This window comes from Limnovirga soli (assembly GCF_013106755.1).
In the GTDB taxonomy this organism is placed as follows: domain Bacteria; phylum Bacteroidota; class Bacteroidia; order Chitinophagales; family Chitinophagaceae; genus Limnovirga; species Limnovirga soli.
Map to the genome: position 1 here is coordinate 1 of NZ_WHPF01000008.1, position 21133 is coordinate 21133.

General features: G+C 39.2%; 20 protein-coding genes. 13 read left to right on the forward strand and 7 right to left on the reverse strand.

All coding sequences use genetic code 11. The features are described 5' to 3' along the window. The 3 genes from GD597_RS12165 to GD597_RS12175 form a co-directional block, all read right to left on the reverse strand. Positions 1 to 744 (reverse strand): hypothetical protein (locus tag GD597_RS12165; protein ID WP_216368579.1); only part of this gene is annotated, 744 nt, incomplete at its 3' end. Between the two features lie 6 nt (positions 745 to 750). After that, the gene (locus GD597_RS12170; RefSeq protein WP_171608144.1) at positions 751 to 1317 is read right to left on the reverse strand and encodes a T9SS type A sorting domain-containing protein; all 567 of its coding nucleotides are present in this window, start codon (positions 1315 to 1317) and stop codon (positions 751 to 753) included. A 544-nt stretch (positions 1318 to 1861) separates the two neighbouring features. Further along, the gene (locus GD597_RS12175; protein WP_171608145.1) at positions 1862 to 2692 is read right to left on the reverse strand and encodes a glycerophosphodiester phosphodiesterase family protein; all 831 of its coding nucleotides are present in this window, start codon (positions 2690 to 2692) and stop codon (positions 1862 to 1864) included. A gap of 370 nt (positions 2693 to 3062) precedes the next feature. On the opposite strand from GD597_RS12175, the gene GD597_RS12180 reads away from it, so the two are divergent. From GD597_RS12180 to GD597_RS12225, 10 genes are all read left to right on the forward strand, one after another. Then, positions 3063 to 4148 carry an efflux RND transporter periplasmic adaptor subunit gene (locus GD597_RS12180; RefSeq protein WP_171608146.1) on the forward strand — a complete coding sequence of 362 codons (1086 nt, stop codon included), beginning with the start codon at positions 3063 to 3065 and terminating at the stop codon, positions 4146 to 4148. Beyond that, positions 4145 to 5404 carry an ABC transporter permease gene (locus GD597_RS12185; protein WP_171608147.1) on the forward strand — a complete coding sequence of 420 codons (1260 nt, stop codon included), beginning with the start codon at positions 4145 to 4147 and terminating at the stop codon, positions 5402 to 5404. Before GD597_RS12180 ends, GD597_RS12185 begins: the two co-directional genes overlap by 4 nt. Position 5405: 1 nt before the next feature. Then, the gene (locus GD597_RS12190; protein WP_171608148.1) at positions 5406 to 6083 is read left to right on the forward strand and encodes an ABC transporter ATP-binding protein; all 678 of its coding nucleotides are present in this window, start codon (positions 5406 to 5408) and stop codon (positions 6081 to 6083) included. Between the two features lie 523 nt (positions 6084 to 6606). Further along, on the forward strand, positions 6607 to 7368 hold the full coding sequence (locus GD597_RS12195; RefSeq protein WP_171608149.1) for a phosphosulfolactate synthase: 762 nt from the start codon (positions 6607 to 6609) through the stop codon (positions 7366 to 7368). 9 nt (positions 7369 to 7377) lie between these two features. Then, entirely contained in the window at positions 7378 to 8115 is a 738-nt protein-coding gene (locus GD597_RS12200; RefSeq protein ID WP_171608150.1) for a shikimate dehydrogenase family protein, read from the forward strand. 151 nt (positions 8116 to 8266) lie between these two features. Next, the gene (gene eat, locus GD597_RS12205) at positions 8267 to 9607 is read left to right on the forward strand and encodes an ethanolamine permease (protein WP_171608151.1); all 1341 of its coding nucleotides are present in this window, start codon (positions 8267 to 8269) and stop codon (positions 9605 to 9607) included. Continuing rightward, a complete protein-coding gene (locus tag GD597_RS12210) occupies positions 9600 to 10970 on the forward strand; it encodes a glutamine synthetase family protein (protein ID WP_171608152.1) in 1371 nt (456 codons plus the stop codon). The genes eat and GD597_RS12210 overlap by 8 nt, the downstream gene beginning before the upstream one ends. Before the next feature lie 188 nt (positions 10971 to 11158). Further along, a complete protein-coding gene (locus GD597_RS12215) occupies positions 11159 to 12310 on the forward strand; it encodes an iron-containing alcohol dehydrogenase (RefSeq protein WP_171608153.1) in 1152 nt (383 codons plus the stop codon). Between the two features lie 7 nt (positions 12311 to 12317). After that, complete coding sequence (locus GD597_RS12220) at positions 12318 to 13031, forward strand: gamma-glutamyl-gamma-aminobutyrate hydrolase family protein (RefSeq protein ID WP_171608154.1); 714 nt, start codon at positions 12318 to 12320, stop codon at positions 13029 to 13031. Next, positions 13028 to 14392, forward strand: a complete 1365-nt coding sequence (locus GD597_RS12225; RefSeq protein ID WP_171608155.1) for an aldehyde dehydrogenase family protein — start codon at positions 13028 to 13030, stop codon at positions 14390 to 14392. Before GD597_RS12220 ends, GD597_RS12225 begins: the two co-directional genes overlap by 4 nt. Before the next feature lie 115 nt (positions 14393 to 14507). Here the strand turns inward: GD597_RS12225 and GD597_RS12230 are convergent, their stop codons facing one another. The 3 genes from GD597_RS12230 to GD597_RS12240 form a co-directional block, all read right to left on the reverse strand. Continuing rightward, complete coding sequence (locus GD597_RS12230; RefSeq protein ID WP_171608156.1) at positions 14508 to 14945, reverse strand: acyl-CoA thioesterase; 438 nt, start codon at positions 14943 to 14945, stop codon at positions 14508 to 14510. Then, positions 14926 to 15531, reverse strand: coding sequence for an RdgB/HAM1 family non-canonical purine NTP pyrophosphatase (gene rdgB / locus GD597_RS12235; RefSeq protein WP_171608157.1), 606 nt, complete (start codon positions 15529 to 15531; stop codon positions 14926 to 14928). Before rdgB ends, GD597_RS12230 begins: the two co-directional genes overlap by 20 nt. A gap of 123 nt (positions 15532 to 15654) precedes the next feature. Next, a complete protein-coding gene (locus GD597_RS12240) occupies positions 15655 to 16197 on the reverse strand; it encodes a hypothetical protein (RefSeq protein WP_171608158.1) in 543 nt (180 codons plus the stop codon). A 70-nt stretch (positions 16198 to 16267) separates the two neighbouring features. Here GD597_RS12240 and GD597_RS12245 point away from each other — a divergent pair, with 70 nt between their 5' ends. The 3 genes from GD597_RS12245 (at position 16268) to rpsG (ending at position 18344) form a co-directional block, all read left to right on the forward strand. Then, on the forward strand, positions 16268 to 17332 hold the full coding sequence (locus tag GD597_RS12245; protein ID WP_171608159.1) for a branched-chain amino acid aminotransferase: 1065 nt from the start codon (positions 16268 to 16270) through the stop codon (positions 17330 to 17332). 136 nt (positions 17333 to 17468) lie between these two features. Further along, the gene (rpsL, locus tag GD597_RS12250; RefSeq protein ID WP_171608160.1) at positions 17469 to 17852 is read left to right on the forward strand and encodes a 30S ribosomal protein S12; all 384 of its coding nucleotides are present in this window, start codon (positions 17469 to 17471) and stop codon (positions 17850 to 17852) included. 24 nt (positions 17853 to 17876) lie between these two features. After that, positions 17877 to 18344, forward strand: coding sequence for a 30S ribosomal protein S7 (gene rpsG / locus GD597_RS12255; RefSeq protein WP_171608161.1), 468 nt, complete (start codon positions 17877 to 17879; stop codon positions 18342 to 18344). A 401-nt stretch (positions 18345 to 18745) separates the two neighbouring features. Here the strand turns inward: rpsG and GD597_RS12260 are convergent, their stop codons facing one another. Continuing rightward, complete coding sequence (locus GD597_RS12260) at positions 18746 to 20734, reverse strand: choice-of-anchor X domain-containing protein (RefSeq protein WP_171608162.1); 1989 nt, start codon at positions 20732 to 20734, stop codon at positions 18746 to 18748. Between the last annotated feature and the right edge of the window lie 399 nt (positions 20735 to 21133).

Here is a 21133-nt window from a genome sequence, read left to right on the forward strand (position 1 = left end):
AGCATAAGTGCTAAGCATAGCCGCAGTATCTGAGATGTTCAATTTATTAACTACCAGATTATTAATGCCTGCTGTTTTTGCATAGGGGCTTAACATATCAGCGGTATCGCTGATATTTAATTTGCCCGCAGTGACATTTGCAAGATTTTCTTTAGAAGCATAAGCGCTTAACATGGTTGCTGTATCAGAAGTGTTTAGCTTGCTATTAATTAACGAAACAACCACATCAGTTAATTTTACAAGTCCTACGCTTCCATCAGCTATTTTATTGGAGGTGATAGCATTGTTTGCAATGGTTGGTGCAGGGTAAGTGCCGCTTAAATCGCCGTGTGCATTACCGGATGGCGTTGCACTTAAAGCATAAGCTACACTTTGTAATTGTGTTATACCTGCAAGTCCAAAATTATTTAGCCCATTGGGATCTATTTCCAGCTTAATGTATTTTTTACCGGTAGACCAGTTTACACTTTCAACAGAGCCAATCAAATCTGTGGCGCCGTTGCTGCCTATCACAATATTAAATAGGCCCGCATAATTGGTTAATACCCTCCTTGTTTCACGATATGCAATCTGTCCATTAGTAGCACTGTCAATAATTGACAGTCTAACAGTGATGTTTTGATAGGCAATTGGGCTGCCTGTTGCATTGCGGGCAATGCCCTGGTAATTTAATTGTTGGGGCACCTGCGCTTTTGCAATGACAAAAAAACTCATCATCAAAGCAGTGAATAGGATGTTTTTCATAAGTGGTTATTTGATTTTGTCTACTTTAAATGAACCTTGTTTTAATACATCACCTTTGGGTGACGTTAGGAGTATTTTGAAGTAATATAATCCGGAAGCATAGCTGGTTAAATTCCATGTTACAGTGTTATTGCCACTGTATTGGAAGAATTCTTTTACACCCAGAAACTTGCCATCACGGGAATATAATTGAACAGAAATTTTTCCCGGTGCAACAGTTCTGAAATTAATGGATACAAAGTCTTTGGCAGGTACAGGATATAACCTTATTTCCTGGTTGGTCCAGTTGGGTATCAATGGATTAAAAATAATATGTGTATTATCGTATGGCTGCAATATACCGCTGGTTAAATTCCAACGGTTACCAACAACCGTATTGGGTACTGCATTTAAACCATAAAATGTTTCTATTATGGTAGACTCGCCAATACTCCAGTCTATAATAAAATCTGCAGTAATGGCGTGTGTGCCTCCACCCATATTTACGGTGGATTGGGTATTGGGTGCCACCTGGGTTTGAGCAATTGCCTGCATGCCAAAAAGCATAAATCCGCCTAGTAAAATTTTTCGCATATACCAGTTTTTACGGGGGTAATGATTGTTATGGTTTTTCGAAAATAGCTATGGTGTAGTATGCCTTTTTGTGAGTTAAAGGCATTACATCATTTTACGGGCAGCACAAATTTGCGTTTTGTAAATTGCTCATAGGATAAGGTAGTTTATGTTGTTAGGAATACGGATATTGTACAAACATATATTAATGAAAAATGAATATTTGTAGACTTATTACTACAAATTGCAATATTTAAAAAATTGTAGTTTTTTATACAAAATGCTTAAACAAAAAATTCGATTTATTTGATGCAGTTGTTACAATAATCCATTTAAAATAATAAGTGCTGCATGTGGATATGGCGTACTTGTGTGCAACGTAAGTAAAGCAGATAATTTAACAGAAAGCAGGGCCAATAATATCTTTTAAAAATTTGTTGATCCAGGCATTTAAATTCAATTCAACATCCTTGCGTCGCACACTTCTACTGCAGTAATGCTTTGCAACAAATACAATATAGATTGAGTTTTTGGGTTTGATTTATTTGATAAGATATTTTCAGTATTAACGCAATCCTTTTTTTATAAGAAAGTTAATTAAAGCTTTTGGATGATCTGTTTGCAGACCGGGAAAACCCAATGCCAGTGCCTTGTTCCAGCTTTCTTCATTTTCATTGGCAGATTGTATATCAGCCCAAATGGGAATATGTTTTTCTTTGGCAGCCATAACAGTTGCCGGTGTATAATCATCAGCATCGCCATCTAAAACATCTATTTGCAGCGAGTCTAATAATTGAAACATTTCTTCCTTTGTTTTAACTGCTTTGGGCAAGCTTATCATTAATGGCATTTGCGGTGCTATGTTGCGCCAGCTGCTAAACTGTGCCGGCTGATTGATATATACCACTATGTTTTTTTCCATGCCTGCATTACATATTTCCTGATAAGCTGTTACAACAGCAGCTTCCTTATAATCCAGATAAATATTTATTTTTCCCTTACATAAAGCTAATACCTGTTTAAAGGTGGGAATGGGTTGCGTACCCCATTCGGCATGTTGTGGTTGGGTTAGTTGAATGGTTTGTAATTGGGCAAGTGTAAAATCCTTAACAAGTCCTTTATTGCCTGTCATTCTATCAACAGTGGCATCATGCATTATAACCAGTGCACTGTCTTTAGTAGTGCGTAAATCTATTTCTACAAAATCTGCACCTGCATCAATAGCATTTTGACAGGCAGCCAGACTGTTTTCAGGCGCGTTAGTATGATCTCCACGGTGTGCTATAATTACCATTTTATTTTTGCTGGCGGGCAGGGGGCGTGTTTGTGTAAAAGCATTCATGGAGATTAGAATAAATGCCAATGGCAGGAATAGTGAACTAAGAAAAGCTTTCATAGCATATTTTATTCAGCAAAATAATACAACAATTGTTTGGGTAAATTATTTTTAAATGAAGTTTGTTTTATTATGTTGGTTTTTACGAATATGACCACACTTGCGTGTTAAATGTAGTTGGTGCACCTCCTCAATGGTTTGCAATATGTATGCTGCATTTGGTTGTGTAGTACAAGTGTGCGACGCAAGTAAAGCCCAGTAAGTGATTACGGCCGGGCTTCAAAAATTAAGCATAATAATTTGTATACGCTAATTATGCCGTATCAATGCACCAGGTGGTATAAGTTTGATTAGCTTTAATATGATATTAGTCATAGCCCCCTGGCTAATATATTTGTACTTTCATTTTTTATTATAAGCACAACAGGATATGACACGAACAGCCCTTTGGAGCAGCTTTGTTTTATTAGTGCTCTTCTCTTGCAAAAGCAAACAGGAATCGATACAACCGGTAGAAGAAAAAATAACGGCATCGGTCTATGCTTCTGGGATTGTAAAAAGCAATAACCAGTACCAGGTATTTTCATCGGCGAATGGCATTATTGCAGCAGTGTTGGTTAAAGAAGGCGATGAAGTAAAAAAGGGTGATGCACTTATGCGCCTTACCAATACCACTGCGAGGTTAAATGCCGAAAATGCTACTATTGCCGCAGATTATGCCGCTGTTACCGCTAATACAGAAAAATTACATGAGCTTGTTTTAAATGTTGATTTGGCTAAAACCAAAATGGATAACGATGCTTTATTACTGCAACGCCAACGCAATTTGTGGGATCAGCAAATTGGTACGCGTAATGAGCTGGACCAACGGGAACTGGCATACAAAAGCTCCACAAGCGCCTGGGAGGCCGCTAAACTGCGTTTGGTTGATTTGCAAAAACAAATCAGCTTTCAGGAAAAACAATCCAAAAAGAATGTAGAAATTTCTACCACCATTGCCGGTGATTATACTATAAAAAGTGAGGCAGATGGCAAAGTATATAGCCTGTTGAAAGAAAAGGGCGAAATGGTAAACACCCAAACACCTGTAGCATTAATTGGTGATGCCAGCGTTTTTATGCTGGAATTGCAGGTGGATGAATATGATATTACCAAAATTGTCATCGGACAAACCGTATTGTTAAATATGGATAGTTATAAGGGGCAAGTGTTTGAGGCGGTAGTTACCAAAATAAATCCCAGCATGAATGAGCGCTCAAAATCTTTTACCATTGAAGCAGCTTTTAAACAGGCACCGGCAGCTTTATACCCAAATCTAACATGTGAAGCCAATATTGTTATAAACGAAAAGGCAAAAGCTATTACCATTCCCCGCAACTACCTGCTAAGTGGCGATTATGTGCTTTTGGAGAATAATGAAAAAAGAAAAGTAGTCACGGGTTTAAAAGACTACCAGAAAGTTGAAATAATTAGTGGGTTAACAGTGAACGATCATATTCTTAAGCCCATACAATGAACCTTAGCTTAATTATCAGCATTGCCAAATCACTTTTATTGGCACGGTGGAAACAAACACTGGTGGCCGCTATTGGCGTTACTTTTAGCATTACGATGTTTATTACATTGCTTAGCTTTATGACGGGTTTAAACGACTTACTGGATGGATTAATTTTAAACCGCACACCGCATGTGCGTTTATACAATGATATTAAACCCAGTGAGCACCAACCAATAAATATGGATACTGCTTACAGCGGGGGGCATAATTTTATACAATCCATTAAATCGGGTAATAGCCGGCAGGAGATTTATAACAGTGCCACCATAATGCGCACCCTTAATAATGATACCCGTGTGGCTGGCTATGCGCCAAAGATAATTACGCAGGTGTTTTTTAATGATGGCAGTATAGATATTTCCGGCGTAGTGAATGGTATTGATGTTGAAGCAGAAACCCGGCTTTTTCATTTTGCAGATTATATTATTGCAGGTAATGCGGCTGATATTTCAAGGCAGGCCAACAGTATTGTTTTGGGTAAGGGGCTTGCCGATAAATTACTGGTAAATATTGGAGATGTGGTGCAGGTAACCACTGCTAAGGGCGAATTGTTCCCATTAAAAGTAGTAGGCTATTTTCAATCCGGGTTACAGGAGCTGGATAAGGTGCAGAGCTATGCTTCTATTGCCACCGTACAAAAACTAATGGGTAAACCCGGCAATTTTATAACCGATATTCAAATAAAATTAACCAACCTGGAAATAGCGCCTCCCGTAGCAAAAGAATATGCCAGCCTGTTTAATGTAGATGCCGAAGATATACAAACTGCCAACTCGCAATTTGAAACAGGTAGCTCAATACGTACCCTTATTTCATATGCTGTTGGCATTACTTTATTAATTGTGGCAGGCTTTGGCATTTACAATATTTTAAACATGATGATTTATGAAAAAATGGATTCTATTGCCATTTTAAAAGCTACCGGTTTTTCGGGCCGTGATGTAAAAAGAATTTTTATTGTAATTGCAATTAGCATTGGCTTTTTTGGCGGACTGGTAGGTCTGCTGTTTGGGTTTGGCTTGTCGTATGGCATTGATCAAATTCCATTTAATACAGCATCATTGCCTACAATAAAAACTTATCCTATCAATTACAATCCCATGTTTTATGTAATAGGGTCTTCGTTTTCTTTAATCACTACTTATATGGCCGGTTGGTTTCCATCACGTAAAGCCAGTAAAGTAGATCCTGTAGTAATTATAAGAGGAAAATAAAATGGGCAATACAATACTCGAGGCAAAAAATATCAATAAGGAGTTTCACGATCCCATAACAGTGCAGGTATTAACAGATATAAATTTTTCCGTTAATAAGGGAGATTTTGTTGCCATTACCGGTAAATCGGGTTGCGGTAAGTCTACGCTTTTGTATATCCTTTCTACCATGGATACAGATTATACCGGAGAGTTACATATTGATGGCGAAGCCATGGGCAATAAAAAAGAGGCAGAGCTGGCCCGGGTGCGTAATGAGAAAATTGGTTTTGTATTTCAGTTTCACTATTTGTTAAACGAATTTTCGGTTATTGAAAATGTTATGCTACCCGGCTTAAAACTAAATAAATTTAACAGACAGGAAGTAGAACACCGTGCCATGGAGCGACTAAAGATGCTGGATATTGGCCATCTTGCCCTAAAAAATGCCAATCAGGTTTCTGGCGGTGAAAAACAAAGGGTTGCCATTGCAAGGGCCCTCATCAACGATCCTTTTATCATTATGGGCGATGAGCCAACCGGCAACCTGGATAAAAAAAACAGCGAACTGGTTTTTGATATTTTTAAACGCCTTGCTGAGGAATTTAATCAAACCCTGTTAATTGTAACCCACGACCAAAGTTTTGCCCAGCGTACCCATCGCATCATTCAAATGGAGGATGGTAAAATAATTGCATAACTGTATTTTGTTACCGGCTTTTCTACTACTATATAGCATCGTTGTGTCACTCCCTTGTACTGCATAACCAATTTCAGCAGTCCTCAAACATAGTTGGTAAACAGTTTTTATCGTGTTTAGCTGTTCTGATAAGCAATTATTTTAAAGGTATTGGCGTACGGCCTAACAATGTATTGTGGTTGTCTATTACATCAGTAGACTATTTCCCCAATGGCATATAGCCTATAAAATAATCCGTGTATATTTTGGGGCAAATGCTGCCTTAATGCCGTGTATAGTGTAGTAAATTGTTGTTTTTGCAATTAATGGTTTTATGCTGCTGGTAGCTGCTAAGTGTTATACAGCACAAGTGTGCGACGCAACCGGGATGCCATAAATAACCCTTAGCCGGGCCCATAAAGCACATTTTTCTTCTTAAACTGTGAGAAACTAAAAATGGAGATGTATAATTAGTTTTTACTTTTGCGTGCACAAAATTGGTGGTAATGCTAATTTTGCAATCTTTAACAACAATCATATACAGATGAATTTCAACTTGTCTCAAATGCCGCAAAGGAATGTAAGACCACGTACAGATGGTATTACAATGATCATGGATAAAGGCCTTAGCATAGCAGAAGTACATAATTTCATTAGCGTTGCCGAGCCTCATATTGATATTGTTAAACTGGGTTTTGGTACCTCTTATGTTACGCCCAACCTGCGTGCAAAAATTGAAGCTTATCAGAGTTATGGCATTCCGGTATATTTTGGCGGCACCCTGTTTGAAGCCTTTTTAATACGCAACCAGTTTGAAGATTATATTGCCATGTGTAAAGATTACCAGATTACACATATGGAAGTAAGTGATGGATCTATCATAATACCCCATACCGAAAAATGTGGTTATATAGAAAAACTTACCAAATACGGCACCGTATTAAGCGAAGTAGGTAGTAAAGATGCTGCCCATATAATACCACCCTATAAATGGATTGAATTAATGAAAGCTGAGCTGGAAGCCGGTTCTACCTACGTAATTGCCGAAGCCCGTGAAGCCGGTAATGTTGGTATTTACCGCGGCAGCGGCGAGGTACGCGAAGGACTGGTACAGGAAATACTTACCCAAATACCCGGTGAGAAAATTTTATGGGAAGCGCCACAAAAAGCACAGCAATTATACTTTTTAGAATTACTGGGCTGTAATGTAAACCTGGGTAATATTGCTCCATCAGAAATATTGTCTTTAGAAGCCATGCGTATAGGTTTACGTGGCGATACTTTTGATTTGTACTTAAACAAATAACCCGTTTATATGCGTGAATATGGGTTAATAGGTTATCCTTTATCGCATTCTTTTTCTCAAAAATATTTTACAGAGAAATTTATCCGCGAAGGAATTGCAGATGCTGTTTTTCATGCATTTGCAATTCCTTCTATTACGGATTTGCCGCCTACCCTGCAATCCCATCCTGCCTTACAAGGCTTTGCTATTACTATTCCATATAAGCGGGCTATAATACCCTACCTGCATCAGGCGCATGGCGCAGTAGTAGAAATGGATGCTTGTAACTGCGTAAAAATAATCAATGGCCAATTGTATGGTTATAATACAGATGTAATTGGTTTTGAAAAATCCTTTCTTGAAAAGCGGCTGCCACAACACAATAAAGCCCTGGTTTTAGGTACCGGTGGGGCAGCATCAGCGGTGGCTTTTGTGTTAAACAAGCTGAGTATCCCCTTTCAGTATGTTTCAAGAACAGCAAATATTAGTACCGGCACACTTGCTTATGGTGATATTACTGCTGATATCATGGCCCAGTTTAATATCATCATCAATTGCACGCCATTGGGCACTTATCCGCAAATAGACACTGCGCCGGATTTGCCTTATCATTTATTAAACGCCTCCCATTATTTGTTCGATCTGGTGTATAATCCATCCAAAACCAAATTCCTTCAATTAGGCGAAGCACAGGGTGCCACCATAAAAAACGGCTACGATATGCTAGTATTACAGGCCGAAGAAAACTGGATTATCTGGAATAGTTAAATGTATTGGCCCAGCTTCAAAGCCATAGGCAACTTTACTTGCGTCGCACACTTGTACTTTCTAACAGAAATGCAGCAAATACTATCAAAATTTATGTATAACATCACTACGCATAAATCAAATAGTTATCTTTAAGGCTTAACCAAATTTAATGCAGCAAACTACCAGCTCCGGTTCTTCCACTCCACATTTAGAAAGAACGCTTGGCCCGCTTATGTTATGGGGTTTAGGTGTAGGTTATGTAATCTCAGGTATGTATTTTGGCTGGAACCTGGGCCTAGCCGAAGGTGGTACACTAGGCCTGGCAATAGCCACGGGTTTTATCATCATCATGTACATTACCTTCACTTTTTCTTATACAGAATTGGCCTGTGCCATACCCAAAGCCGGCGGCGTGTTTGATTATGCCACCAGGGCACTGGGCAAAGAATGGGGCTTTATTGCGGGCATGGCCCAAATAATTGAATTTGTGTTTGCACCACCTGCCATTGCTGCTGCTATTGGCGCTTATTTTCATATTTTCTTTCCGGGTATATCCGTTACCACTATTGCTATTGCCGCCTATTTTGTGTTTACTGTGCTCAATATATCCGGTTTAAAAGCCGCCGCCACTTTCGAATTAATCATCACCGTTTTTGCTGTATTTGAATTATTACTTTTTTGCGGGGTAACGCTGCCACATTTTAGCGTGGCTAACTTACAACACAATGCATTTCCAAATGGCTGGGAAGGTGTTTGGGCATCTGTACCATTTGCCATCTGGTTTTTTTTAGGCCTGGAGGGTGTTGCCAATGTGGCCGAAGAAACAGTAAATCCGCAACGCAATGTGCTAATTGGTTTTGGTTCTGCATTGCTTACCTTAATTGTATTATGTGTGCTGGTATTCATAGCTTCTGTAGGTGTTGGTGGTTGGGAAGCAGTGGTTTATCCCAGCCCTGGAGCTGCCCCTTCGGATAGTCCATTGCCCATGGCTTTGGCACAAATCACCGGTAACAGCGGATTGTTATACCATTTGCTTATTACCATCGGACTAATGGGTTTGGTAGCATCATTTCATGGCCTAATTCTGGCCGCCAGCCGGGCTACATACGAGTTTGGCAGAATAAAGTGTATACCTCAGGTATTTGGTAAGGTGCACCCTAAATTTAAAACACCTGCCAATGCATTAATTGTAAATATGGTGGCAGGTATAATTGCTTTGCTTTCGGGTAAAACAGCAGAAATTATTACCATCGCCTGTTTTGGTGCAATTTGCCTGTATATTATTGCTATGGTGGCCATGTTGGTCCTTAGAAAAAAAGCACCCGAAATGCCCAGACCGTTTAAAGTACCTTTTTACCCCTACTTCCCTATAATAGCTTTAGTTATTGCATCGGTAAGTTTGGTGGCAATGGTAAAATTGAATATAAATTTATCGCTCATATATTTTGCAATTCTTGCTGTTGCTTATATTTGGTTTCACTTCTTTGTAAAAAATTCACTCGATGTCTGATAAAAATTATGCCGCCGAAATAGTTCAGTTACTGGCAGATAAAGGAACTGAAAAGGTGAAATTGGCCATTACCGATATTGATGGTATTCTGCGTGGTAAAATGGTAAGCTTTGAAAAATTTGCTTCCATTGTTGAAAAGGGTTTTGGCTTTTGTAATGTGGTTTTTGGATGGGATGCTGCCGATGTAGCCTATGATAATGTAACCATTACCGGCTGGCATTCTGGTTATCCTGATGTGAATGCCGTAATTGATTTAAATACCTTTCGCGAAATACCATGGGAGAATAATGTACCCCTCTTTCTGGCTGATTTCAGAGATGAAAACGGTGGTGATTTACCAGTTTGTCCAAGAAGTTTATTAAAGAAAATTATTCAGCAATGTACCGATGCCGGCTATATTCCTTTTTGTTCGCAGGAGTTTGAGTGGTTTAATGTTGAAAATAATGTAGACCAATTGTATGCCGGTAATTTTCGGAATATAAAACCGATGACGCATGGTATGTTTGGCTACAGCGTGCTGCGTTCCTCACAAAAGAATGATTTTTTCCAGGATCTTTTTGACCAGCTAAAAAAATTCAAAGTACCACTCGAGGGGCTGCATACTGAAACCGGCCCCGGCGTTTACGAAGCTGCCATTACCTACTCAGGCATTTTAGAAGCTGCTGATAGAGCGGTACTCTTTAAAACAGGCACCAAACAAATTGCCCATCAGCATGGTGTAATTGCCACTTTTATGGCAAAGTTTAACGAGAACCTGCCCGGTTGTAGCGGCCATGTACACCAAAGCCTTTGGAGTGCCGATAAAAAGCAAAACCTTTTTTACGATAAAAAATCAAAAACGGGTATCAGCCCTTTAATGCAACAATATATTGCCGGCCAGTTATATTGCCTGCCATATATTTTGCCTATGGTGGCACCCACTATAAACAGTTATAAACGATTGGTAGAAGGCGCATGGGCGCCCACTACTTTAACCTGGGCAATAGATAACAGAACCACTGCATTGCGTGTATTGCCCGGCAGCGCAACTGCCACCAGGTTAGAAACCAGGGTGGTAGGCAGCGATAGTAACCCATACCTTGCCATGGCCGCTTGCCTGGCTGCAGGTTTGTATGGTATAAAAAACAAGTTGAAATTAAAAGTGCCGGCTACTATTGGTAATGGATATGCCGATAAAGGCAATGGCATTTTACCCCGCAATTTATGGGAAGCCACACAGGCTATGAAAGAATCGGCTGTAGCAAAGGAATTGTTTGGAGATGCCTTTGTACAACACTTTACCGCAACCAGGGAATGGGAGTGGAGACAGTTTGCCAAAGTAGTAACCGATTGGGAACTAAAAAGGTATCTGGAAATTATTTAAAACTATTGTCCCGGCAGTAGTATAGGTGGCTGGCTTTACTTGCGTCGCACACTTGTACTGTTGAATAGGGGGCGGCAAAAATAAATTGGAAAAAAGCTTTGCTGCACAAAGCGCCAAACGCACAAGAGTGCGACGCAACGGATGCTTAATTGGAAATAAATAGTTGGGTTCAAAAAATATATAATCGTATGACAGATTTTAATATCGTTAGGCAGTATAATTTCCCCACCGTTATTCGTTTTGGGGCAGGTGCAATAAAAGAATTACCACAGCACCTGGCATCTATGGGTTTTTCTAAGCCGCTATTGGTTACTGATCCTATTGTTGCCGGCCTTGATTTTTTTAAGGACATAAAAAACAGCCTTAGTGCAAAAGGTTTATCGGTAGAAGTATTTGCTGATATTCATAAAAATCCGGTAAAAAGTGATGTATTAAAAGGAGGTGATGTTTTTGCTGAAACGCACCGGGATTGCGTTGTAGGTATTGGTGGTGGTGCTGCCCTGGATGTAGCACGTGCCATTGTGCTAAGGGTAAACCACCGCAGGGATTTATTTGATTATGATGACCTTATTGGTGGCGATCAATATGTAACAGAAGAAGTGCCTTATTTTGTAACGGTACCTACTACCAGTGGTACCGGAAGTGAAGTTGGCCGCAGCGCTATAATTTCTGAAGACGATACACATAGAAAGCGAATTTTATTCGCCCCCAAATTATTGGCTAAAATTGTATTTGCAGATCCATTACTAACTATGGAATTACCTGCTTTTGTTACGGCGGCCACGGGCATGGATGCATTAACGCATAATATGGAAGCCTATATAGCCAAAGGGTTTCATCCAATGGCCGAGGGTATTGCATTGGAAGGTATGGCTTTGATAAACAGTGCCATTGCAGATGCAGTTAACAAACCCGATCTGGCATCTAGAAGCAAGATGATGATTGCATCGCTTATGGGAGCTGTGGCTTTTCAAAAAGGCCTTGGGGTGGTGCATTCACTGGCACATCCATTGTCTTCCTTACTGGACACACATCATGGTTTGGCAAATGCAGTAAATCTGCCCTACGGAATGCGTTACAATGCACCCGGTTTGGAAACACAGTTTAAACGCATGGCTATGGCCATGGATATTACTGATACCACGGGTGAAGGGGTAGTGCAACATTTATTTGCATTAAACCAGCAATTAGGCCTGCCCTTACATTTAAGAGATATTGGGGTTAAGGAGGAACATATAGAAACGCTGAGTGATTTGGCATTGGCAGATTTTTGCCATCCCAATAATCCCAAGCCCGTAAGCAGGGAAGATTTTAAGCAATTGTATCTGGAAGCATTATAAGCCAATTATGAAAATAGGATTAACGCATACAGGTACCGAAGAAAAGCATCAGAATTATATTCGGTGGTTGCAAAGTTCGCCAGGGGTAGAGGTAATTACTTTGTCAGCCGAAACACAGGTGGATGATGAGGTTTTTGGTTCTTTGGATGGTATTGTCATCTCGGGTGGTGTAGATGTGCACCCTTCCTTTTACAAAATGCAAACAGGCTATGCCAACCAACCCGATACATTTAATGAATCAAGAGACCGTTTTGAAACCCGGCTTTTTGAATTTAGTCAGGCAAAGCAGATTCCTTTATTAGGTGTTTGCAGGGCATTACAATTAATCAATTGTATACTGGGTGGTACCTTAATACAGGATATAGGCGAAACCGCAAATGCAATTCACCGGTTTGATGTAAATGATAAAGCGCATGGCGTTTCAATTATCCCTAATACGCTGTTGCATACTATTGCCGGCAAAGAAAGGCTGGTAACCAATAGCGCACATCACCAGGCAATTGGCCGTTTGGGTAGTGGACTAAAAGTTAACTGTACTTCTGATGATGGTTTAATTGAGGGAATTGAATGGGCAGACCCCTTAAACCGAGTTTTTTTTCTCGCAGTACAATGGCACCCGGAACGTTTGTTTAAATGTGGTTTGGAGGACGGGCCATTGTCAAGAAATATCAGGGAGTATTTTATAAAAGTAATTGAACAATCAAAGAAAGCAGATTTATGAAGATAATTAACCCGGCAACTGAGGCCGTTATCACAGAATTAGCCGAAGACACCAGCACCAGCATTAATGAAAAATATCAATTATTAAAGGAGGGGCAGGCCGCCTGGGCAATGGTGCCTTTAGCTGAGCGCATAGCTTGTATTGCAACATTCTACGATTTGCTGGACACAGAGAAAGACGAGCTGGCTAGAACTCTTACCAGCGAAATGGGTAAACCCCTGCAACAGGCCTATAACGAAATTAACGGGGCACGTGGCCGTATAAAATTTTTTATCGACCAATCAGCAAAATACCTGGCAGAAGAATGGATAATCACCGAAGGTGCTACCAAAGAAAAAATTGTTTACGAGCCATTGGGCATAATTGCCAATATATCGGCCTGGAACTATCCTTTTTTGGTTGGGGTAAATGTATTTATTCCTGCATTAATAGGTGGCAATGCTGTTTTTTATAAACCTTCTGAATATTCTACACTTACCGGTTTACACATACAACGCTTATTATTAAAAGCGGGTATTCCCGATAATTGTTTTCAAACAGCAATAGGTAAAGGTGCTGTAGGAGAGCAATTGCTGCAATTGCCTTTAGATGGGTATTTCTTTACAGGCAGTTATCGTACAGGTAAATATATTGCAGAAAGGGTTGCCTCAAAATTAGTGCCCTGCCAGCTGGAACTGGGTGGGAAAGATCCCCTGTATGTAATGGATGATGTGGCAGATATTGCCAATGTAGCCGCCAATGCATTAGAAGGGGTAGTGTATAATAATGGACAAAGCTGTTGCGCGGTAGAGCGTATATATGTACATGAAAAAGTGTATGATGCATTTGTAGCCAGCTATGTAGCGCAATTACAAAAATTGGTGGTGGGCGACCCTTTGGATGCAGCTACCGATATTGGCCCTCTCAGCCGTAAAGAGCAAATGGAATTTTTGATTTCCCAGATAAATGATGCAGAAGATAAGGGCGCTACCGTTTTAGCAGGTGGTAATATGCTCGACAGGGAAGGCTATTTTCTGGAACCAACCGTATTGGTAAACGTAAACCATCATATGAAAATAATGATGGAAGAAAGCTTTGGCCCTGTAGTTGGTATTCAAAAAGTAGCAGATGATGCAGAAGCAATTAGCCTGATGCAGGACACAGAATATGGATTAACCGCTTCTATTTATTCCGCCACCTACGAAAGGGCAGAAGTATTAATGAAACAGCTAAATACAGGTACCGTTTATTGGAACTGTTGCGATAGGGTGAGTGCCAACCTGCCCTGGAGTGGCCGTAAAAGCTCAGGATTGGGAAGTACACTTTCCTATCAGGGCATACGTGCATTTGTACAACCCAAAGCCTATCATATACGAGGCTAATACCAATTACAAAATAGTAGGTAAATTTTATAGACCAGGCTAAAGCCCTATCCCGGGCTTTACTTGCGTCGCACTCTTGTACAGCAACAATACTATGCAGCATTGGAGCTTTACATTATATCGCGGAAGAAAATAGCCCGATAGTTTTCTCAGAAATTGGCATCAATTTCTTATTGTTATAATCATAACAAAGCATGGCAGTTTTTGCTTTGCAGGCTAAAATAATAGTATCAGCTTTGCTTACTTCCAGCTTGTAAAAAATATCAAAACCATATTTGTCAAATCCGTTGGCGGCTACAGATATTTTTACAATATCTCCATAACTTAATTCCTTTTTATATTCAAGGGCGGCATCAGCAAGTATTAAACCATAGCCATCAAAATTTAATTCACTGCAGCCGTAGTGTAATAAAAACTGTTGTCTGGCTTCATGTATTAAAGAAAGAAATACATCATTACCAACATGACCACCATAATTCAAATCGGTAATGCGAATGGCAATTTGGGTGCTAAAGGGGAACGTGGCTGGTAAGTTAACTTTCACTCGGTCCATAAGTGTAATTATTTAAAAATGCGATTAATGCATCGGTAGCTTTACGCCTGTGACTAAATGTATTTTTTTCTTCTATGCTCATTTCAGCAAATGTTTTATCGCTGCCAACAGGTATAAAAACCGGATCGTAACCAAAACCTTGTAAGCCCTGCTGCTTTTCAATAATATAGCCTTCGCAGATGCCTTCAAAAAAATAGGTTTTGCTATTGATGATAAGGGTAATTACCGTTCTAAACCTTGCATTTCTATTGCTGTGCGATGTAAGATTAGCAATAAGTTTATCAATATTTGCCTGAAAATCCCGGCCATCACCAGCATAACGGGCACTTTTAACACCTGGTTCGCCGTTTAAAGCTGCTACTTCCAATCCGGTATCTTCACTAAAACAGTTTTGTTGGGTAAGGTTATAAATGGTTTCAGCTTTTTCCTGTGCGTTGGCTTCCAGGGTATCGTGTGGTTCCGGAATATCAATATCAATACCTGCTTCTTTTAAGGTGATGATGTTGAAATGATCTCCAATTACCGAACGTATTTCTGTTACCTTATGCTGGTTGTTGGTAGCAAAAATGAGTATTGGCTTTTGCATGGTTGGTTAGGTATTTGATTTTTTGGTGGTTGTAATAATTACAGGTTTTTGCTGCCATTGGTTAAGCAGTACAAGAGTGCGACGCAAGTAAAGCCACATATTTAACTGATGCCGGGCTAATAATTAAATATTAAAAATAATTTTTAGTTTATCCCATAGCTTTCTTTTTTCGGCCTTTGTAGCATCGTCTGTGGCTTCGCTAAGCGTATTAGCCTGGGCGGCCATAAAAGTACAGCCTGCATGGTTGTATACCTGATAATCGGGAATTACAAAAGGTAATTGCAGGTCTTTGGCACTTACACTAAACAGGAATACTTTTTGAGGAGCCAATTGTTCTTTTATTTGACTGAAGCTTGCCGGGTTCTGATGCATATTTACGATGGCCACCGCGCCAATATTAAGTTTACAGGCAGATAATAATTTACCTAATGTGGCCAGCCAGGTGTCGTTTATATAGAGTGCAGATGCATCGTTGATAACAATGGTGATATGATTATTATTGTCACCAAAAAACCATTTTTTGGATGGGGTACTGGCTGCGGGTGCTTGTTTTTCTTTTTTGTTTGTAACTTGCTGGCGATTTACGGGTGCAGTGGTATCTTCTATTAATACCAAACTGTTTTTGTACAATCCTGCAATTACAATATCTGGCAATTGTGTTTCCATTTATATAAGAATGAAGTTAACCGTTGTTAGTTTTCTCTATTTATAGTTTATTTGCAACAAATTTAGCGATATGACAGCAGCACTTGACATTAATGTTACGAAGGCAGAACAAAGTAAGCTAAGCAATTTGAATTTGGAGAATTTGCCTTTTGGTAAGTTTTTTACCGATCATATGCTGGAAGCTGATTATGAGGATGGGGAATGGAAAAGTATTGAGATTAAGCCTTACCAGCCTTTGTTGCTGGATCCGTCACTTTCTGCTTTACATTATGGCCAATCTATTTTTGAAGGCATTAAAGCCTATAAGGATGAAAATGGTAATCCATTTATATTCAGGCCATATGATAATTTTAAACGTTTTAATACATCAGCTGCAAGGATGAATATGCCCGAAGTACCCGAGGAGATTTTTATGGAAGGTATGCGCAAGTTAATTGCACTGGATAGTAAGTGGATACCGGCTATAAAGGATCATTCCTTATATATAAGGCCATTTATGTTTGCAACAGATCCTATGCTGGGCGTAAAACCATCCGGCACCTATAAGTTTTTAATTATTCTAAGCCCGTCTGGCCCCTATTATGCTACACCCATGAAGATTGCAGTAGAAGAAACCTATACCAGGGCAGCACCCGGTGGAGTAGGATTTTCCAAGAATGCAGGTAACTATGGTGGCAGCATGCTGGCTGCTACGGTGGCCAAAGAGCATGGATATGATCAGGTATTGTGGACAGATGCTTTTGAGCATAAATGGCTGCAGGAAGTGGGTATGATGAACGTATTTTTTAAAATTGATGATATTATTATCACACCCTCTTTAGAAGAAGGCACCATATTGGCTGGCGTTACCAGAAGCAGCGCTATAACTGGTTTAGAGGAAATGGGATTTAAGGTAGAAGAGCGCAAAATAAGTATTGACGAGTTAGTAGAAGCCCATAAGGCCGGTAAATTGCAGGAAGTTTTTGGAACCGGCACCGCCGCTACCATTGCTTATATAAAAGAATTGAAATATAAAGACTATATCATGGAGTTTGATATTGCAGCTTTAAAAACAGCTACTGCCATTAAAAACTGGTTAGCAGCCATTAGGGAAGGAAAAACCGCCGATAAATATGGCTGGATCTATAAAATTTAAATAGTTAGGTACAAAAACAAAGTTCAAATCATAAAAAAGACGGTTTTCTGGGTAATTCTTGTAAAATTTTTTATTTTAATTTTCCTTTTTACAATATAGACCCTTACCTTTGCCGTCCCAAAATAATTGGTATAGAATGCCTACAATACAACAGTTAGTAAGAAAGGGCCGTGAAATAATCAGGGCAAAAAGTAAATCCAGGGCACTGGATGCATGTCCTCAAAGAAGAGGCGTATGTACAAGGGTGTATACAACAACTCCTAAAAAGCCGAATTCTGCGTTACGTAAAGTAGCCAAAGTTCGTTTAACCAATAAGATTGAGGTTATTGCTTACATTCCGGGAGAAGGTCATAACCTGCAGGAACACTCAATTGTACTTATACGTGGTGGTCGTGTTAAAGATTTACCAGGTGTACGTTATCATATTGTACGTGGTAGCTTAGATACTGCCGGTGTAAAAGACCGTAAAAAGAGCCGTTCTAAATACGGTACCAAGAAAGAAAAAGCAAAGAAAAAATAATTCATAAAAGTAATCTTCTGAGATATGCGTAAAGCGCAAGCCAAAAAACTACCGTTAGCACCGGATCCTCGTTTTAACGACAAACTGGTTACCCGTTTCATTAACAATTTAATGTGGCAGGGTAAAAAAAGTACGGCTATCATCATTTTTTATGATGCAATAGATAAAGTATCAAAAATCACTAATGAGGATGGTTATGAAGTGTGGAAAAAAGCACTTTCTAACGTTACTCCTGGTGTTGAGGTACGTAGCCGCAGAATTGGTGGTGCAACATTCCAGATTCCGTCTGAAGTTCGTCCTGACAGGAAAATTTCCTTAAGTATGAAATGGATGATTCGCTACAGCCGCGATAGGAACGGTAAAACAATGGCTGATAAACTTGCCAACGAAATCATCGCAGCAAGTAAAGGTGAAGGTGCTGCTTTCAAAAAGAAAGAAGATACCCACCGTATGGCTGAAGCTAACAAAGCTTTCTCCCACTTTAAAATCTAATTACAGATTATATAAGTAAAGCCGCTTGTAACAACAAGCGGCTTTTTTGTTTGGCCCAAAGCCATCGTATTTAAATGTTTACCAGAAATGCATTGTTTGGCCAGGCTTGAGGTAATCTATATGGCTTTACTTGCGTCGCACTCTTGTACGTTCATATCCTTACCCGGCAGTGGGTTGCTATGGCTTGTGTTGCAGCTGGTTTGGTAATGCACTATTAATACAATCCATTAAGTATGGTTGTTAATGAATTATGAATTGTATTGCCGGGGATTATTCCGTACCTCAAAGTGTGCGACGCAAGTAAAGCTGCGTTATGTACTATTGCCCGGTACAAAAGAGTATAAATGAAAAAGCCGCTTTATTGGAATAAAGCGGCTTTTTAAATGTAATTATCTTGGCTATTAATGCACCATAGAAGTTGGCTGATACATTAACTGATTTCTAATTGCAAAAGGCGTCGTACAGGTAGTAATAGAGAAATCCTTAAGATCTCTGGCCCTTCTAAGTATATCGTTAAACATACGTAGTGTTGGATTTGATGCGGGTCTTAAAGCTGCATCCCTCATCATAAAGCTATCATTCTCAGGAATAAAATCAAAATCAATAGCACCACCAGCGCCGGCCCTTCCGGATAAGAAACCTGATAAACTTGTTTCTGTACCAAAGAATACAGGATCTACATGGGTGTAATGTGTTTGTAATTCACCAGCATGACAACCTGTGCAGGTATTTAATGAAAATACGTGACGGGCAGTGGTGTTTTTAATAAAGTAAGGTGTATTTCTTTGCTCTGTACCATCCCAGAACCAAAGATTGGTTAAGCCAACAGGCTCTGCCAGTATATGTGCGGCTCCTGCTACAAAAGGCACATTGTTAAATGTATCTGGTACAGTATAGTTATCTTTTATAATGTTTTTTCTTTCCTGGTTAACATAAAGCACCATGGTTGCTACATCAGGATTGCCAACACCCCTTCCATTAAATTTGTCAGCAGGTATTTGAGAACATGTTGTTTCAATAAAATTACCTGTTATTGCATTTAATCTAAACTCCCTGAATTCAGCAGTATCACCAAGTGTTAAAGCCCTGTCATTTGTTCTTACTGTACTTAGAGAGCTTTGGTTGGTTTTATTTCTGTTAGAGCCAGATTTTGAGAACTGATCGGTGATGTTTTGTAAAGCTGCATTGTAGGCAGGTGTTCCCAAATCGTAGTTTTTTAAATTAAACCATTGGTCGGCCCATGAATGTAAAGAATCACATTTGTTGGGTTTAGGAATGGAATATTCCACAATCATAGTGAAATTCTCTTTATCTGTACAGTCGGCATTTATTAAACAGAAAGTAAACCTGCACTCACCTGCGGGAATACCTGCAAATCGGTCTCTTAAATCGAAACGGTTAAGTATAGCCGTTAATTTAAAAGGTGCAAACTTCATATCCAGTTGACCAGTAGGGCCTCCAGCTGCTTCACTTTTGGCAATCCAGGGGTTTAAAATTTTGTCTAATACCAATGGTCTTGGATTTACTGTATCACCATTAATGATTCTTCTAACTGCATAGTTAGTAAGCCATATTTTTATAAAATCTGATAATTCAGCATCGGTAGCTATATTTTGAGGAGTAGTTGAAGCCAACTGCCTGAATATCTCTCCAAAAGTCCATGGACCATTTACTACACCTGTTTGGGTGCAGGGATTCCAGGTTCTTGTGGGGTCCTCTACTACATTTAAATCTGTAATGAAAATACAATTTCTTCTTACAGAGTCAATTAACTCACTATTTAATACAGCGCCGGTGGCTGCTATAGATACTGGTTGAAATGCATCAAATTTGGCTGCATTAAAAGGTTCAGCAGCATCTGCATCAGCAGTAATCATACGATTTACAAATTTGTATGAAGCACCTGTTTTCTTTTGTTCAAGCGCCATTTTTACTGCCTGCTTTCTAAAGTCTGCAACATCAGCATAAATTTTGGCAGTATAAATACCGTCACCAGCTTTTTTATCATCGCCGATGCCATTGTCTTTTAATTCAATCTGGTTTTCGTCATCACCAATTACAATACTTGATTCTTTAAAAGATTCTTTTGAGTAAAAAGCCATTATTAAAATATGACTGTTGTCTCCCGGAATTCTTTGTACCAGCACATCTTCGGCTGCGGGAATCCTTTTTTTATTAGTTTTATCGGTATAGCTATACCAGTCAGCATTTGCTTCCAGGGCACTTAATTCCTGATCTGATAAGTTTTCATTATCATTCCAGTGATGGATAGCCAGCTTATTAGCGGCATTATTGCCGGTAATGGGGAACGCAAATTTGTTCCATGAAAGTAGCAGAGTTGTGAGGGCTACAACTGCAAAGACTGCCAGGGTTTTTGTTGTAAATTTCATAGTTGATGTTTATTACTTTAAAAATGTATTTATTCAATTTGGAAATTAGATCTTAATGAACGTAAATTTTAATGTTTAGGTTTTGAAAAGACTATACTAAAATGAATAATCGCACCGGAAAATTAGTTAAAAAAATGCATTTGGTAGGAATCTGAAAGAGGTATTAATAATAGATTAAACCAATTGAACTTGATTAAGGTATGTTTTTTAATGTCACACCTTTTATTAGGGTAATTAAAACCTCAAATGTGAAATAAGTTAAACTGATTTTAGGCTTATTTATGAAACAGGTTTGATTTTTAGGGCATTAACTTAAACAAAGCGTATTTAAAGTAGTATTATGTTTTTTAGATATTTATAAAATGCAACCCTAAAAATTAAGTAATTTTTAAATGAGAT